The following is a 15127-nucleotide window of genomic DNA, read 5'->3' on the forward strand; positions in this document are numbered from 1 at the left end:
AATCCTCGCGCCGCTCTAGGCAACTTCCGCACCCCGGCCCGGACCGGGCTTCCTACAACCGCGATGGCTGCACCGATTACGATCCCTGACGACGCCCCTTTCACACCGGAACAACGCGCCTGGCTTGGCGGGTTCCTGGCCCAGCTTCTGTCCGGCGCACCTCCCGCCGCCCAAGGCCCCGCCGTCCCCGTGACCGTTCTTTTCGGCTCCCAGACCGGCACCGCGGAAGGCCTCGCGAAGAAACTCTTCAAGACCCTCAAAAAGGGCAACTACGAGCCGGAGGTCCACGACCTGTCCGCCTACGACATCTCCCGCCTGCCGAAGGAAAAGAACCTCCTCGTCATCACCTCCACCTACGGGGACGGGGAACCGCCGGACAGCGCGCTGGATTTCCACAAGGCGCTGATGGGCGACGCCGCCCCGCGCATGGACGGCGTCTCCTTCTCCGTGCTGGCCCTCGGCGACTCCTCCTACCCGGACTTCTGCAAGTGCGGCATCGAGTTCGATACCCGTTTCGAGGCGCTCGGCGGCACCCGCATCTTCAAGCGCGTGGACTGTGACGTGGACGTGGACGCCCCCTACGCGGAGTGGTCCGCGGGCGCGCTGGCGGTCATCGCCCCGGCCGCATCCAGCGCCCCTGCCGGCGGTATTTCCTCCGCGGAGCCCGCGGAGAGCGGCTACTCGAAGAAGAACCCCTTCCCGTCCACCGTCGTCGCGAACTTCAACCTCAACGGCCCGGGCGAGAAGCAGACCAACCACATCGCCTTCTCCCTGGCAGGCTCCGAGCTGGAATACGAAGTCGGCGACGCCCTCGGCGTCTATCCTTCCAACGTCCCGGAAACCGTGGACGAGCTCATCGCCGCCCTGCCGTTCAAGGCCGGCGCCGTGCCGCTCCCTGACGGTGGCGAGGCCCCCCTCCGCGAGGCCCTCATCCACCACTACGACATCGGCACCATCAACAAGTCCGTCATCCAGAAATGGCAGCAGCGCAGCGGTTCCCCGTTCCTGCGCTCCCTGGTGGAGGCGGATGACAAGAAAGCCTTCGACGACTTCTGCTGGGGCCGCGACCTCATCGACCTCGTCATCGACCACCCGGCGGACTTCACGGACGCGGAGGACTTCGTCACCGTGCTGAAAAAGCTCCAGCCACGCCTTTACTCGATCGCCTCCAGCCCGCGCGCCCACCCCGGCGAGGTCCACCTCTGCGTGGGCATCGTCCGCTACAACAGCCACGGCCGGAAGCGCGGCGGCATCTGCTCCACCTATCTGGCGGACCGCCTGGAGGGCGGCGTGAAGCCGCGCGTGTTCGTCCACGCGAACAAGGCGTTCCGCCTCCCGGAAAAAGGTGAGGTCCCGGTCATCATGGTCGGCCCCGGCACCGGCATCGCGCCGTTCCGCGCGTTCCTGGAGGAGCGCAAGGCCACCGGCTCCACCGGCCGCAACTGGCTGTTCTTCGGCAACCCGTACCGCAAGACCGACTACCTCTACGAAGAGGAACTCACCGGCTACCTCAAGGACGGCACCCTTTCCCGCCTGGACCTCGCCTGGTCCCGTGACCAGAAGGAGAAGATCTACGTCCAGAACCTCATCGTCGGACAAGGCGCGGAACTCTGGGCATGGCTGCAGGAAGGCGCCGCCTTCTACGTCTGCGGCGACGCCTCCCGCATGGCCAAGGACGTTGACCAGGCCCTGCACGATGTCGTCGCCAAACACGGTGGCCTCAGCGCGGAGGATGCCGCCGCCTACGTGTCCGGCATGAAAAAGGACAAGCGCTACCTGCGCGACGTTTATTGACTCGCCTTCGCCGCGGCGCGGGAGTTTAACGGAAGCATGAAAGCTTCCGTTTGCTCCGCCGCCGTCGTGCTCGCCGCGTTGTCCGCCGTCTCCTGTGACCGGAAGGAAGAACCCGGCTCCGCAGGCAGCCCGCCGCCCGCCTCGGAGATCGTCGAGCCGGCCCCACCGTCCGCCGTCCCCGTGACGCAGCCGGAGGATTTCAAGGTCGCCGAGGAAGAACCCGGCAGCCCGGACGCCCCCTCCCCCACCCCCGGCCAGCGGCTCGACAATGCCATCGAGAAGACTGAAGAAGGCCTCGAAACCGCCCGGGACAAGACCGAGGAAGGCCTGCGCAAGGCCGCCGAAAAAACCGGAGGGTTCCTCCAGCGCGCCGGCGAGACCATCGAACGCAAAGCCAGCGGCCAGTAAGGCGGCTGGGTAGCGAATCCCCAAGTGTAGCGAATCCCGTGAGAGATTCGGCGGAGTGGACCCGCCACGGACAAACCGCTCCGGTCCCCGAGAGATAAGACGTCGGCCAATAAGAGGACGCCCTCCCAGCCGAAGGTCTCACGACCTTCGCTACGCTGTGACTTTCGCTGCATGAGGTGGCGAACACGAAGAGTAGCGAATCTCGTGAGAGATTCGGCGGAGTGGACCCGCCACGGATGAAACCGCTCCGGTCCCCGAGAGATAAGACGTCGGCCAATAAGAGGACGTTCTCCCAGCCGAAGGTCTTACGACCTTCGCTACGCTGACGACCTCCGCTACCCCGGAGTAACGAATCCACAGCGTAGCGAATCTCGTGAGAGATTCGGCGGAGTGGACCCGCCACGGACAAACCGGCTCCGGTCCCCGAAAGATAAGACGTCGGCTATAGGAGGACGTCTTCCCAGCCGAAGGTCTCACGACCTTCGCTACCCTGACGGCCTTCGCTACCCCGGAGTAACGAATCCACAGCGTAGCGAATCTCGTGAGAGATTCGGCGGGGTGCATCCACCATGGACGGAGCGGCTCCGGTCGCCGGGGAATAGGGCGTTGGTTGGTCAAGGGACGCCCTCCCAGCCGAAGGTCTCACGACCTTCGCTACCCTGACGGCTTACCTCAGCCGCCGTGCCTGCTCGTCGAGGAAGATTTCCGCGAGGCGGAAGCAGCGCTTGGAAAGCTCCCGGGCGTCCTGGTCATTGATGAGGGAAACGCCTTCTTCGCTCACTTCCGCGAGGAAGATCTTCCAGGCGCGCTTTGCCAGCACTTCCGGGTTCACCGGCTGGCGGTGCTGCTGCTGCTGGGGTGGCTGTTGCTGCGGCGGACGGGGTGCCTGCGCGGGGGCGGACGCCTGGACCGGGGCGGCCTCACCGCCACCGTTGCCGGCTGGAACTTCGGAAAGCGCCACGACCTCTTCGGCCGGCGGTGCGCCCTGCTGGGAATTCTGCCCGCCTCCGCCCTTGCCCTTGCGGCGGCGGCGCTTGCGCTTGTCGTTGCCGGTCTTGCCACCGGCTTCGGAGACGGTCTCCGCTTCCGGCCAGTCCTGGCGGCTGTCGGACCCTCCACCGTCTTCCACGGCGGCAGGGGCGGGTGCGGGTGCAGGTGCGGCCTCCGCTTTCGCCGGTGCGGCCGGGGCCTCGACCACGATGGGTTCCGCTTCTTTTTTCGCGGCTGCCTTGTCCGCGGTTTTCTTCACGCGGGGGGTGGAAATCCTGCGCACGCGTGGTGCCGCGGCTTCCGTGGATTCTGGTGCGGATGCCGGGGCGGTGTCTTTGTCTTCGCTCATGGGTGGTTGATGGGAAAAAAGAAGCCCGCCGGAATGGCGGGCGTCCAGTGGAAACGCGATTCCGGGGAATTTCCTGTTCAGCTCCCCCAGTTGCGGATGTCGTCCTTGGTGACGTCACCCTCGCCGGTGTTGTTCGTCTTGCCGTCAGGACCGGCGGACCAGATGTCGAAGTCCGGGTTGATGGCCTCCGGGTTCGCCTTGCCGTCGTTCATCTTGCCGGAGCGGAAGCGGTATTCGTTGCCCCATGGGTCGAGCAGGATGACCTCCGCGCGGGTGCCGTCCGTCCAGCCCTGCTTGTTGTTGTCCGGGTCCAGCTCGGAGAGATAGACTTTCTGCTCGCGGTCGGTGTCGGCTCCGGCGCCGTTGTCGTCGGAGTCCCAGTAGAGCGCGCGGTAGAGGATCTTGCTGTCCCGCTTGCCGGCGGTGCCGCCGGTGGGGTAGGAGCCGTTGTCGAGCTTGTACTGTTCCAGCGCCTGGGAAAGGAGCTGGATCTGCACCTTGGCCGTTTCGACCGCCTGCTTGTTCTTGACGAAGCCGGTGCCGCCGATGACGAGGGCGGCCAGGATCACCAGGATGGTGATGACCGCCAGCATCTCGATGAGGCTGAAGCCGCGGCTGCGGGAGATGGGTTGGGTTTTCATGCGTGTCTTCGTTGGAGGTTCTTCCGGCTCCGGATCACGTGGACTGGCCCATGTTGGAGATCACCTGGATCAGCGGCAGGAACAGCGCGAACACCACCGAGCCGACGACCAACGCCAGGAACACGATCATGATCGGCTCCAGGATGGAGGTAAGCGCGGTGACGGCGTTGTCAACCTCGTCATCATACACGTCCGCCACCTTCAGCAGCATCTCCGGGAGCTGGCCGGTTTCCTCACCGACGTCCACCATGGAGATGACCATGTCCGGGAACACGCCGGAGGCCTGCAGCGGGGTGACGATGGATTCACCTTCCTTGACCGCCTCATGCACCTTGTCGATCGCCTTGGAGATGATGACGTTGCCGGCGGTGTCGCGGGTGATGTTGAGCGCCTGGAGGATCGGCACACCGGAGGTCACCAGGGTGCCCAGGGTCCGGGCGAAACGGGACACCGCGCTCTTGCGCTGGATGTCACCGATGATGGGCATGGTCAGCTTCGCCTTGTCCACGGAGATGCGGCCGCCCTTCGTGTTGCTCCACATCTTGAACATGAAGATCAGGAAGCCGATGAAGATGAAGATGAAGACGGCGTTCGGCACCACGAACGGACGCGCCAGCATGAACTCCGACGCCCCGAAGACGACGCGGGAGATCAGCGGGAGCTGCTGTCCGGGCATGTCCGCGAACATCTCCTTGAACTTCGGAACGATGAAGATCATCAGGAAGATCAGGATCGCCACGGCGATGAACATGACGATGACCGGATAGACCATCGCGGACACGATCTTGTTCTTCAGCTTCTGCGCCTTCTCCTGGTACTCCGCCAGACGGTTGAGGACGATTTCGAGCACACCGCCAAGCTCACCGGCCTTGACCATGTTCACGTAGAGCTTGTTGAAGATCTTCGGGTGCTGGGCGAGGGACTCGGAGAAGGTGGAACCGCCCTGGACGGACTCCGCCAGAGAGTTGACCGTGCCTTTCAGCACCGGGTTGGGCTCCTGCTTCGCCAGCACGGTGAGGCTGCGCAGCAACGGCAGGCCGGAGTCGATCAGCGTGGCGAGCTGGCGGGTGAAGATCATCAGGTTCTTCGGCTTGATGCGTCCGCCCGTCGTGCCTTTGACGGCCTTTGCCTTGCCACCACCCTTGCCCTTGGCGGCGGGGGTCTTGCTCTTGGTGATCTTTCCTTTCCCTTCCTCCGCGATCTGGGTGGGATGGAGGTTCAATGCTCGGATCTGCTGGACGGCTTCCGCCTCATTCGCGGCGGAGATGCTGCCGATGGTCTCATCGCCTTTCGCGTCGAGAGCTTTGTATTGGAAGTTAGGCATGGTTGGGGTCTTTTATTGAAAGGATTTGGGGAAAGTTTCCGCCAAGCTAGAGGAACAGCCGTTCGGATGGCGAGGGAAAAGGAGTCGGTTTCGTAACAGAGATCAGGTGTATTTCAGGACCTCTTCGATGGTGGTGGTGCCCAGGTAGATGTTGCGCAGGCCGTCCTCGCGGAGGGTGTTCATCCCCAGCTCGATGGCTTTCTGCTTGAGCACCACCGTGGGGGCGCGCGCCGTGATCAGCTCCCGGATGGGGTCGTTGACGTTGAGCAGCTCATAGAGGCCGCGGCGGCCCTTGTAGCCGGACTGGCCGCAGACGTCGCAGCCGGCGCCGGTGTAGAACTGCTTGTCCCCCAGCTCATGCGGGGAGACGCCGAGCTGGCTCAGCACCGCCTCGTTCGGCTCGTACGGGGAGCGGCAGTTCTTGCAGATGGTCCGGACCAGACGCTGGGCGAGGATGCCCTCCAGCGAGGCGGACACCAGGAACGGCTCGCAGCCCATGTCCACCAGACGGGTCACCGCGCCGGGCGCGTCGTTGGTGTGGAGGGTGGAAAGCACAAGGTGTCCCGTCAGCGCCGCCTGGATGGCGATCTGGGCGGTGTCCTTGTCCCGCATCTCCCCGATCATGATCCGGTCCGGATCCTGACGGAGGAAGGCGCGCAGCACACGCGGGAAGTCCAGGCCGATGCCCTCATGGATGGGGATCTGGATGATGCCGTCGATGTCATACTCGACCGGGTCCTCCGCGGTCAGCAGCTTCGCGTCGATGGTGTTGATGCGGCGCAGCGCGGCGTAGAGCGTGGTCGTCTTTCCCGCACCCGTCGGGCCGGTGACGATGAAGATGCCGTTGGGCTTCTCGATGGTCTCGGTGATGTAGTTGTAGATGTTGTCCGGCAGGCCGATGTTCTCCAGGGAGAGGTTGACGGAGGAACGGTCCAGCACCCGCAGCACGACGGACTCACCGTGGTGGGTGGGCAGCGTGGAAACCCGCATGTCCACCTGCTTCTCACCCACCTGCTTCACGATCCGGCCGTCCTGCGGGATCCGCTTTTCGGCGATGTTCATGTTCGCCATGACCTTCACCCGGGAAAGGATGGGGCCTGCGAGGTGGATGGGCGGCGGCGCCATTTCATACAGCGCGCCGTCCACCCGGTAGCGGATCTTGAAGTCCTTTTCGAACGGCTCGAAGTGGATGTCGGACGCCTTTTCCTTGATGGCCTGGTAAAGCACCAGATCCACGTAGCGGATGATGGGGGCGGAGTTCGCCTCGGAGTCATCGTTGGGGTTGACGCTGCTGTTCTCCAACTGGCCGAGGATGTCCTCCATGGCCTTGCCCTCGCCGCCGTAGCACTCGTTGATCTTCTGCTCGACGATGTAGTCCGGCGCGATGACGAGGTTGATCTCCCGGCCCAGCGCGAACCGGAGGTCCTCGATGGTCTGCGGGTTCATGGGGTCCACCAGCGCCACGTAGAGGCCGGTTTCGTCGAAGTTGACGGGCAGCGCGCCGTGGAGGCGGGCGGTTCCGGCGGGCACCAGCGCCAGCAGCGGGGCCGGCGGCGTCCAGTCACGGAGATCCACCAGGTCCGCGCCCAGCTCGGAGGCGATGACGGGCCAGACGTCATCCCGGTTCTGGATGACCTGATAGTCGGCGAGGATCTCGGAGACCTCCTTGCCGCTGTGGTCCACTTCGGCGAGGATGTCCTGGGAGAGGGAGCGGTCGATGAGGCCGCGGGATTGGAAAAGATCGAGAATCTGTTTGTTGTCCATTTTCAGGAAAGGCGTTGGGTTTTAGTCGGCGTCGGACATGGTGGCGTGGACGACTTCACTGGCGGAAGTCAGGCCGGACAGCACCTTGCGGATGCCGTCCTCGCGGAGCGTCCGCATGCCGAGCTCGCGGGCGCGCCGGCGGAGCTGGGTGGTGGTGAGGTTTCCGTTGATCATCTGGCGCACCTCGTCATCGATGAGGAAGGTCTCGAAGATGCCCATCCGTCCCTTGTAGCCGCCACCGCGGCACTTCTCACAGCCCACAGGGCCGAAAATGGTCGCTTCCGTGACACGGGTGGGGTCCAGGGACAGCGCGCGCATTTCCTTTTCCGTCAGCTCCGCCGGGCCTTTGCAGATGGGGCAGAGCTTCCGCACCAGACGCTGGGCCAGCACCGCACGCACCGCGGAGGCGATGAGGAACGGCTTCACGCCGATGTCCGAAAGACGGGCGACCGCGGACGGCGCGTCGTTCGTGTGGAGGGTGGAGAACACCAAGTGACCGGTGAGCGACGCGTTGATGGCGATGTTCGCCGTCTCCGCGTCCCGGATTTCCCCGATCATGATGATGTTCGGCGCCTGGCGGAGCATCGCGCGCAGGGCGGCGGCGAAGGTCATGCCGATGTCCGTCTTCACCATGACCTGGTTGATGCCGGGCAGCTCATACTCGACCGGGTCTTCCACGGTGATGATCTTCTTGTCCGGGCGGTTGATGACGTTGAGGCAGGCGTAGAGCGTGGTCGTCTTTCCGGAACCGGTCGGGCCGGTCACCAGCAGGATGCCGTCCGGCAGGGCCAGCAGGTTGTTGAAAAGCGCCTGGTCGTCCGAGAAGAAGCCAAGCTCCGGCAGGCCGAGCATGAGCGCGGTCTTGTCCAGGATCCGCATGACGATCGATTCACCGTGGTTCGAAGGGACCACGGAAACCCGCAGGTCGATCTCCTTGTCGCCGGCCATCTTGAGCTGGATCCGGCCGTCCTGCGGCAGACGCTTTTCCGCGATGGACATGGAGCCGCTCATCACCTTCAGACGGGCGATGACGGCGGGCAGGAGCTTCTTCGGATGGTTGTCCACCTCGTGCAGCTTTCCGTCCATCCGGTAGCGGATGCGGACGGAGGTCTCCAGCGGCTCGATGTGGATGTCGGATGCGCGCAGGCGGAACGCCTCGGTGAGGAGCTGGTTGACCAGCTTGATGACCGGAGCGTCCGCGCCGTCGGCACCGGCTTCGGAGTCACCGGTGGTGACCGTCAGGCCGCCGCGGTTGTCATCCGCCATGTCGCCGCTGCCATAGAACTGCTTCAGGTGGTTGCGGATGTCGCTCGGCCCGGCGCAGTAGAGGGTCAGCTCCCGGCCCAGGACGTGCGGCAGGGTGTCCAGAATCTCGAAGTCGAGCGGGTCCTGGATCGCCACGCTCAGGTACATGCCGTCATCCACGACGGGGACGACCTTGTAGCGCTTCGCCACGTCGCCCGGGATCGCGGAGGAGATGGAGGGATCGAAATCCACGTCGCCCAACCTCAGGAAAGGGATGCCGGCGTTGGCGGCCAGCGTCTCCGCCAGTTGGTCCTCTGTAACGCTCGTATGAGCAAGAAGATACTCGATCAGGCTCTGGTTCCCACTGAGGGCGTTCTGGGCGCTTGCCACTTGATCGGCGCTCACCAGTCCGGCTTCGGTGAGCAGTTCGGCTAGATAATTTTCGTTTGAAAACACTGGGCTCTTTGCGGTGGTTTTTTAACGCGGTTCCAAAGGAAATACCTCTTCCGCGTGTTCCAGATTGGTCAACCATCGCTTGGGTTGTCAACCGGACACGTTGAAAGATTCTTGGAAATGATTCGTGGGTCACCCACCCATTCGATGACGATTTCGTTTCAAACGAATCCAGAGTAGGCACAAACGAATGACGGGGACCGGATCCCGCGGGGGTAGCGAAGCTCGTGAGAGCTTCGGCGGGGCGTGGATCCCCGGACAAATCCGCGCCGGTCCTCCATGGACATCCCCCCAGCCGGAAGTCTCACGACTTCCGCTACCCCGGGACCGCCGTATTACATTCCGGCCACTCGACACGGGGCGGAAAACCGGATGCACTCCTCCCACCCCGAATGTCCTCACCCGCTCCCGCAACCGCCTCCCGTTTCAACCGCGCGCTGCGCAGCCTCTATGTCCAGGTCCTCATCGGCATCACCCTCGGGATCCTGCTCGGCATCCTGGAACCCGGCTGGGGGTCGAAGCTGAAGCCGCTGGGCGACGCCTTCATCAACCTGGTGAAGATGATGATCGCCCCCATCATCTTCTGCACCGTAGTCACCGGCATCGGCGCGCTGGGCGACCTGAAAAAGGTCGGCCGCGTGGGGCTGAAGGCCATCATCTACTTCGAGGTGGTCACCACCGTCGCCCTCATCATCGGCCTGGTGGTGGTGAACGTGCTGAAGCCCGGCGAGGGCTTCTCCAGCACCGACATCGCCGACGCGAAGCCCATGGCCGCCGCCGCCGCCCCGGTCACGACCACCGCCTTCCTGATGAACATCATCCCGAAGACCTTCGTCAGCGCCTTTGTCTCCGGGGAGATCCTGCAGGTCCTGCTCATCGCCATCTTCTCCGGCATCGCCCTTTCCATGATGGGGGAAAAGGGCAAGCCGGTGGTCGATCTGCTCCACCTCGCGGGCACGGCGTTCATGAAGATCATCGGCATGATCATGCACCTGGCGCCCATCGCCGCGTTCGGGGCCATGGCCTACACCATCGGGGAGCACGGCGTCGGCTCGCTGGTGAAGCTGCTCTACCTGCTGGGGTGCGTCTATGTCACCTGCATCGCCTTCGTCTTCATCGTCCTGGGGCTCATCATGAAATCCATCGGCTTCAGCCTGTGGAAATTCCTCCGCTACATCCGGGAGGAGCTGCTGCTGGTGCTGGGCACGTCTTCGTCCGAGTCCGCGCTGCCGCCGATGCTGGAGAAAATGGAGCGCCTGGGCTGTGACAAGGCGGTCGTCGGCCTGGTGCTGCCCACCGGCTATTCCTTCAACCTGGACGGCACCTCCATCTACCTGACCATGGCCGCCGTCTTCGTCGCCCAGGCGACCAACACCCCGCTCACCCTGCCGCAGCAGATCAGCATGCTGCTGGTGCTGCTGCTGACCTCAAAGGGCGCGGCGGCGGTCACCGGCGGCGGCTTCGTCACCCTTTCCGCCACGCTGAACACGGTGAACACCCACCTTGTTTCCGGCCTGCCGCTGCTCGTCGGCATCGACCGCTTCATGTCGGAGGCCCGCGCCATCACCAACCTCATCGGCAACGGCGTCGCCACCCTTTTCATCGCCAACTGGGAGAAGGCGCTCAACCGTGAGCAGGCGAAAGCCGTGCTGGAAACCAAAGGCCCGCACGAGATCAAGATCTGACCCCATCAACGCAACCCGCCCCATGAAACCCATCATCGTCCTGCTGTCGCTCGCGGCGCTCATTTCCCTCACCGCGGTCTTCCACGCCCAGCCCGCCGTCACCGCGGAGAACAGCGCCATCGTCCCGGTGGGCAAGCTGGAGAAGGACTTCTACGACTGGGACAAGCGGCACGCGGAGATTCTCGCCATCAAGGACCGCATCAACCCGGAGATCGTCCTCATCGGTGACTCCATCACCCACTTCTGGGGCGGGGAGCCGTTCCAGCCGAAGGGCAACCGCGGTGAGGAGGCCTGGAAGGACCTGTTCGGCGGAAGGAAGGTGCTCAACCTCGGCTTCGGCTGGGACCGCACGCAGAACGTCCTGTACCGCATCCAGGAAGGTGAGCTGGACGGCCTGAAGCCGAAGCTCGTCGTGCTGCACATCGGCACCAACAACCTCTCCACCTCGAAGAACGCTCCGACGAATACGCCCGCGCAGGTCGCGGAGGGCATCGACGCCATCATCGCCGCCGTGAAGAAGAAGTGCCCGGACACGAAGATCGTCCTCATGGGCGTCTTCCCCCGCGGCGAGAAGGCGGAACACCCCATCCGCGCGACGATCGCGGAGATCAACGCCATCCTGGCGAAGACCTACGCCAGCCAACCCGGCGTCACCTACCTGGACATCACGAAGAAATTCCTCAATCCCGACGGCTCCATGTCGAAGGAGATCATGGGTGATTTCCTCCACCCGTCCGCCAAGGGCTACGCCATCTGGGCGGAGGCGCTGAAACCGCATCTGCCGTAAACGAAGGAGGTGGGCTAGCGGACCCGCAAGGGTAGCGGAAGTCGTGAGACTTCCGGCTGGGGCGACGTCCACCAAGAAGCGGCGCCTTTCTCTCGGGGACCGGAGCCGGTTTGTCAGATGCCACGCACCCCGCCGAAGCTCTCACGAGCTTCGCTACGCCTTGGATTCGCTACGCCTGAAGCGGAACCACAAGGGTAGAGGAAGTCGTGAGACTTCCGGCTGGGAAGACGTCCACGAAGAAGCGACGCCTTTCTCTCGGGGACCGGAGCCGGTTTGTCAAATGCCACGCACTCCGCCGAAGCTCTCACGAGCTCCGCTACGCCCCGCATCATGCCGGCGTTCCTACGGAGGGCTATCCCCCTGCCATTTCCGCCGCTCCTTGTGATGCACTTTCCAGAATCGCTCGCGAAAACCTGACAATGATCCTCCGCGCGGATCGAACTCAGGATATCCTGCGGCAATGGCTCCGAGATGTTCCCATTCCCTCCAATCTCCGACCAGGCCAGCGCTCACGGGATTGTTCAGGATGTAGAGCATCGTATCCTCGAAAGCGTCGGGATTCCTTTCGTTTTCATCCAGCACGTGCTCGTAGGCCTGCCTCTGGAGTTCATGACCCGTCGCCGAGAGCAGATGGTTCCAGTGCTTGCGGAACAGCTTCATCCCATTCCTCTGATCCGAGCTATCAGCGAGGCCGACAAGGAGAAAATGGCCGTGGTCCGGCATCAGGCAGTATGCCGGGCAGATCAGATGATAACGCGTGCAGACGTGGATCATCAGTTCCCGCAGGGCAGCGTGGTGGGACGGGGTGAGCCACCCCCGTCCACGATCCCTGATGGACATCGTCCAATGGACCCATGCGGTGCTCTGATACCATCCGCGTGAAAGGCGGCGAAGCTCACCCGGGGGTTCGTCGGACAATGACATGGAGCAACTATTTTCGCCGCATTCATCGCTGCGAGGATGAAGTGACGGAGGAAGGAAATTTTTTCCGTGGGAGGAAGATGGTGCCCCGGAGTGGCGGAAGCGATGGGGTAGCGGAAGTCGTGAGACTTCCGGCTGGGGGGACGTCCACCAAGAAGTGACGCCTTTCTCCCGGGGACCGGAGTCGGTTCGTTAGATGCCATGCACCCCGCCGAAGCTCTCACGAGCTTCGCTACCCTTGGGTTCGCCTCGCAGGGGTAGCGGAAGTCGTGAGACTTCCGGCTGGGGGGACGTCCACGAAAATTCGACTCCCATCGCCCGGGGGCCGGAGTCGGCTTGTGCATGGTGAATCCACCCCGCCGAAGCTCTCACGAGCTTCGCTACCCTTGGAGTTACTACTCCTCACCCTCAAAAAACCGACGCCATTCGCTCGGTGACCGGAGCCGGTTTGTCAGATGCCATGCACCCCACCGGAAGTCTCACGACTTCCGCTACCCATGGCTTCGCCCCCCATCAATCCCTCGGCAAAGTCACCCCCACCCGGAACGGCGGGCCGTCCACCAGGGTGATCTCCCCACCATGGCTCCGGATGATGGACCGCGCGATGGAGAGGCCCAGGCCCGCGCCACCCGTCCCGCGGTTCCGTGAATCCTCCAGCCGCACGAACGGATCGAACACGCGCTCCCGCTGGTCCGCGGGGATGCCCGCGCCGTCATCCTCCACCGTGATCTCCAGGCCTTCCGGCGACACGCCGAATCCCACCCGTGCCGATCCACCGTAGCGGACCGCGTTCTCGATCACGTTCCGGAACGCGCGCCGCAGGGCCTCCGGGCGGCAGCGCCAGACGGTGCGCCCTCCCTCGCGGAACTCCACCTTCCAGCCGATCTCGGAAAGGTCCGCGCACAGGCTGCCCAGCAGCGCGTTGATGTCCGTCGGGCGGGTTTCCTCCGTCACCGCCTCCTCCCGGGCAAAGGCCAGGGTGGACTCCGCCATCGCCTTCATCTCGTCCAGCGTGGAGATCATCTTCGTGCGCGTCTCCTCGTCATCGATGAACTCCGCGCGCAGGCGCATGGAGGTGATGGGCGTGCGCAGGTCATGGCTGATGGCCGCGACCATGCGCGTCCGGTCCTCCACGAAGCGGCGCAGGCGCGACTGCATGCGGTTGAAGGCGACGGTCAGGTGCCGCACGTCATCCGCGCCCTCCTCCGGCAGCGGCGGCACCTCCTCACCGCGCCCCACGCGTTCCGCGGAGTCCGCCAGCCGCCGCAGCGGCCGGGCCAGACGGCGCACCAGCAGCACGGAGACGAGCGTCAGCATCACCGCCGTGATGGCCAGGGAAAGGTAGTGGTACCACGGCGGGCCGGACACCGCGCCGGGCTTCGCATACACCGCGTTGAGCCACACCCCTTCCTTCACCGGCACCACCAGTCCGAATCCGTTCCACGCCTTCAGCACCGTCATTCTCGCTTCCGGCGAGGCGAAGCGGTTCTCCCCCGCGGGCACCTCCCACCGCGCGCGCGGCTGCGGTGGCAGCAGGGACGCCTCCGGCGGGCGGGTGGACTCCAGCAGCCGCGCTCCCGCCTCCGCCTGCCACGCCAGCATCTCCCCCGGGCCGCTGCCCGTCATCCAGAACCTGACCACGCCCGTGTTCGTCGCCCGCAGGATCTCCGGGTGGAGCGCGGGTTCCACCGTGTCCACCAGCCGCGCCACCGCCGCCGCCCGCGCCAGGAACTCATCCCGCCGCAGCTCCAGCAACGTCCGCGCCTGCTCCGCACGATAGATATGGTAGAAAAGGATCTGCGAGGCCGCCAGCGCCACCAGCGTCAGCGCGATCCACTGGCCCGTCAGGCTCCGCATCCAGAACCGTCTCATAGCCGCACCACCTTGCCCGTGAAGCAGTAGCCGTCCCCCCAGTGCGTCTTGATCAGCCCGGGGGCCTTCGGATCATCCTCGATCTTCTTCCGCAGGCGGCTCACCTGGTTGTCGATGCTGCGGTCCCATACCTCCGCCTCCCGGCCGCTGGTCAGGTCCAGCAGCTCGTCACGGCCCAGCACCTTCCCCGGGTGTTCCAGAAACACGCTCAGCAGCCGGAACTCCGCGGAGCTGAGCGGCACCGCCACCCCGTCCTCCCCCGTCACCTCCTGCCGGGAAAGGTCCAGCACCTTGCCGTCGAAGCGCACCTTCCCCCCACCCTCCAGCACGCCCGGCTCCGCCTGCGACCGCCGCAGCACCGCGCGGATGCGCGCCAGCAGTTCCCGCGGGTTGAACGGCTTCACCAGATAGTCATCCCCGCCGATCTCCAGCCCCACGATGCGGTCGGCGTCCTCCGCCATCGCCGTCAGGAAAATCACCGGCAGCCTGGAGTTCGCGCGCAGGTCACGGCACAGCGACAGCCCGTCCTCACCGGGCATCATGATGTCCAGCACCGCCAGGTCGAAGGACTCCTCCGCCAGCAGCCTGCGGAACTCCGCCGCGTTCGGCGCGACGGTCACCCGGTAGCCGTGCTGCCCCAGATAGCGCGCCACCAGCTCGCGGATCTCCTGGTGGTCATCCACCACGGCGATGTGCGGGATCATTTCCATACGGCGTCCGTGCACCTTAGCAGCCACCACCCGCACAGGCCCGCGGAATATTGTCGCAAAGTGTGCCAACCACCCTGCCGGGCCACACACTTTGCGACAATAAACTTCACACCCGGGCAAGCATTCCCTTCCTCCGCGTGCTAGATGTCCTTGCGTTGCCCGCTCCGCGCCGCCTTTCCCGGTC

General features: G+C 64.6%; 12 protein-coding genes. 4 read left to right on the forward strand and 8 right to left on the reverse strand.

Features of this window, described 5'->3' with window-relative positions:
• Positions 1-63: 63 nt before the first annotated feature.
• Positions 64-1794 carry a sulfite reductase subunit alpha gene (locus tag OVA24_RS17280; protein WP_267671364.1) on the forward strand — a complete coding sequence of 577 codons (1731 nt, stop codon included), beginning with the start codon at positions 64-66 and terminating at the stop codon, positions 1792-1794.
• A 36-nt stretch (positions 1795-1830) separates the two neighbouring features.
• A complete protein-coding gene (locus OVA24_RS17285; protein WP_267671365.1) occupies positions 1831-2202 on the forward strand; it encodes a hypothetical protein in 372 nt (123 codons plus the stop codon).
• 667 nt (positions 2203-2869) lie between these two features.
• On the opposite strand, the gene OVA24_RS17290 is transcribed toward OVA24_RS17285, so the two are convergent.
• The 5 genes from OVA24_RS17290 to OVA24_RS17310 all read right to left on the reverse strand — a co-directional run bounded on the left by OVA24_RS17290 (position 2870) and on the right by OVA24_RS17310 (position 8920).
• Positions 2870-3541: a hypothetical protein gene (locus OVA24_RS17290; protein ID WP_267671366.1), complete on the reverse strand. Its 672-nt coding sequence runs from the start codon at positions 3539-3541 to the stop codon at positions 2870-2872.
• Positions 3542-3618: 77 nt separating this feature from the next.
• Positions 3619-4182 carry a type II secretion system protein GspG gene (locus tag OVA24_RS17295; RefSeq protein WP_267671367.1) on the reverse strand — a complete coding sequence of 188 codons (564 nt, stop codon included), beginning with the start codon at positions 4180-4182 and terminating at the stop codon, positions 3619-3621.
• Positions 4183-4216: 34 nt separating this feature from the next.
• A complete protein-coding gene (locus tag OVA24_RS17300) occupies positions 4217-5506 on the reverse strand; it encodes a type II secretion system F family protein (protein WP_267671368.1) in 1290 nt (429 codons plus the stop codon).
• A gap of 102 nt (positions 5507-5608) precedes the next feature.
• Positions 5609-7270: a GspE/PulE family protein gene (locus OVA24_RS17305; RefSeq protein ID WP_267671369.1), complete on the reverse strand. Its 1662-nt coding sequence runs from the start codon at positions 7268-7270 to the stop codon at positions 5609-5611.
• Positions 7271-7291: 21 nt separating this feature from the next.
• Complete coding sequence (locus OVA24_RS17310; protein WP_267671370.1) at positions 7292-8920, reverse strand: GspE/PulE family protein; 1629 nt, start codon at positions 8918-8920, stop codon at positions 7292-7294.
• 440 nt (positions 8921-9360) lie between these two features.
• Between OVA24_RS17310 and dctA the strand changes: the two genes are divergently transcribed.
• Positions 9361-10653 (forward strand): C4-dicarboxylate transporter DctA, encoded by a 1293-nt coding sequence (gene dctA, locus OVA24_RS17315; RefSeq protein ID WP_267671371.1) that lies wholly within the window; start codon positions 9361-9363, stop codon positions 10651-10653.
• 22 nt (positions 10654-10675) lie between these two features.
• Positions 10676-11440, forward strand: a complete 765-nt coding sequence (locus OVA24_RS17320; protein ID WP_267671372.1) for a GDSL-type esterase/lipase family protein — start codon at positions 10676-10678, stop codon at positions 11438-11440.
• A 342-nt stretch (positions 11441-11782) separates the two neighbouring features.
• Here the strand turns inward: OVA24_RS17320 and OVA24_RS17325 are convergent, their stop codons facing one another.
• The 3 genes from OVA24_RS17325 to OVA24_RS17335 form a co-directional block, all read right to left on the reverse strand.
• Complete coding sequence (locus OVA24_RS17325) at positions 11783-12214, reverse strand: hypothetical protein (protein WP_267671373.1); 432 nt, start codon at positions 12212-12214, stop codon at positions 11783-11785.
• A 660-nt stretch (positions 12215-12874) separates the two neighbouring features.
• The gene (locus tag OVA24_RS17330; protein ID WP_267671374.1) at positions 12875-14218 is read right to left on the reverse strand and encodes an ATP-binding protein; all 1344 of its coding nucleotides are present in this window, start codon (positions 14216-14218) and stop codon (positions 12875-12877) included.
• An 11-nt stretch (positions 14219-14229) separates the two neighbouring features.
• Complete coding sequence (locus OVA24_RS17335; protein WP_345783387.1) at positions 14230-14943, reverse strand: response regulator; 714 nt, start codon at positions 14941-14943, stop codon at positions 14230-14232.
• Positions 14944-15127: the final 184 nt, after the last annotated feature.

This window comes from Luteolibacter sp. SL250 (genome assembly GCF_026625605.1).
Taxonomy (GTDB): Bacteria; Verrucomicrobiota; Verrucomicrobiia; order Verrucomicrobiales; family Akkermansiaceae; genus Luteolibacter.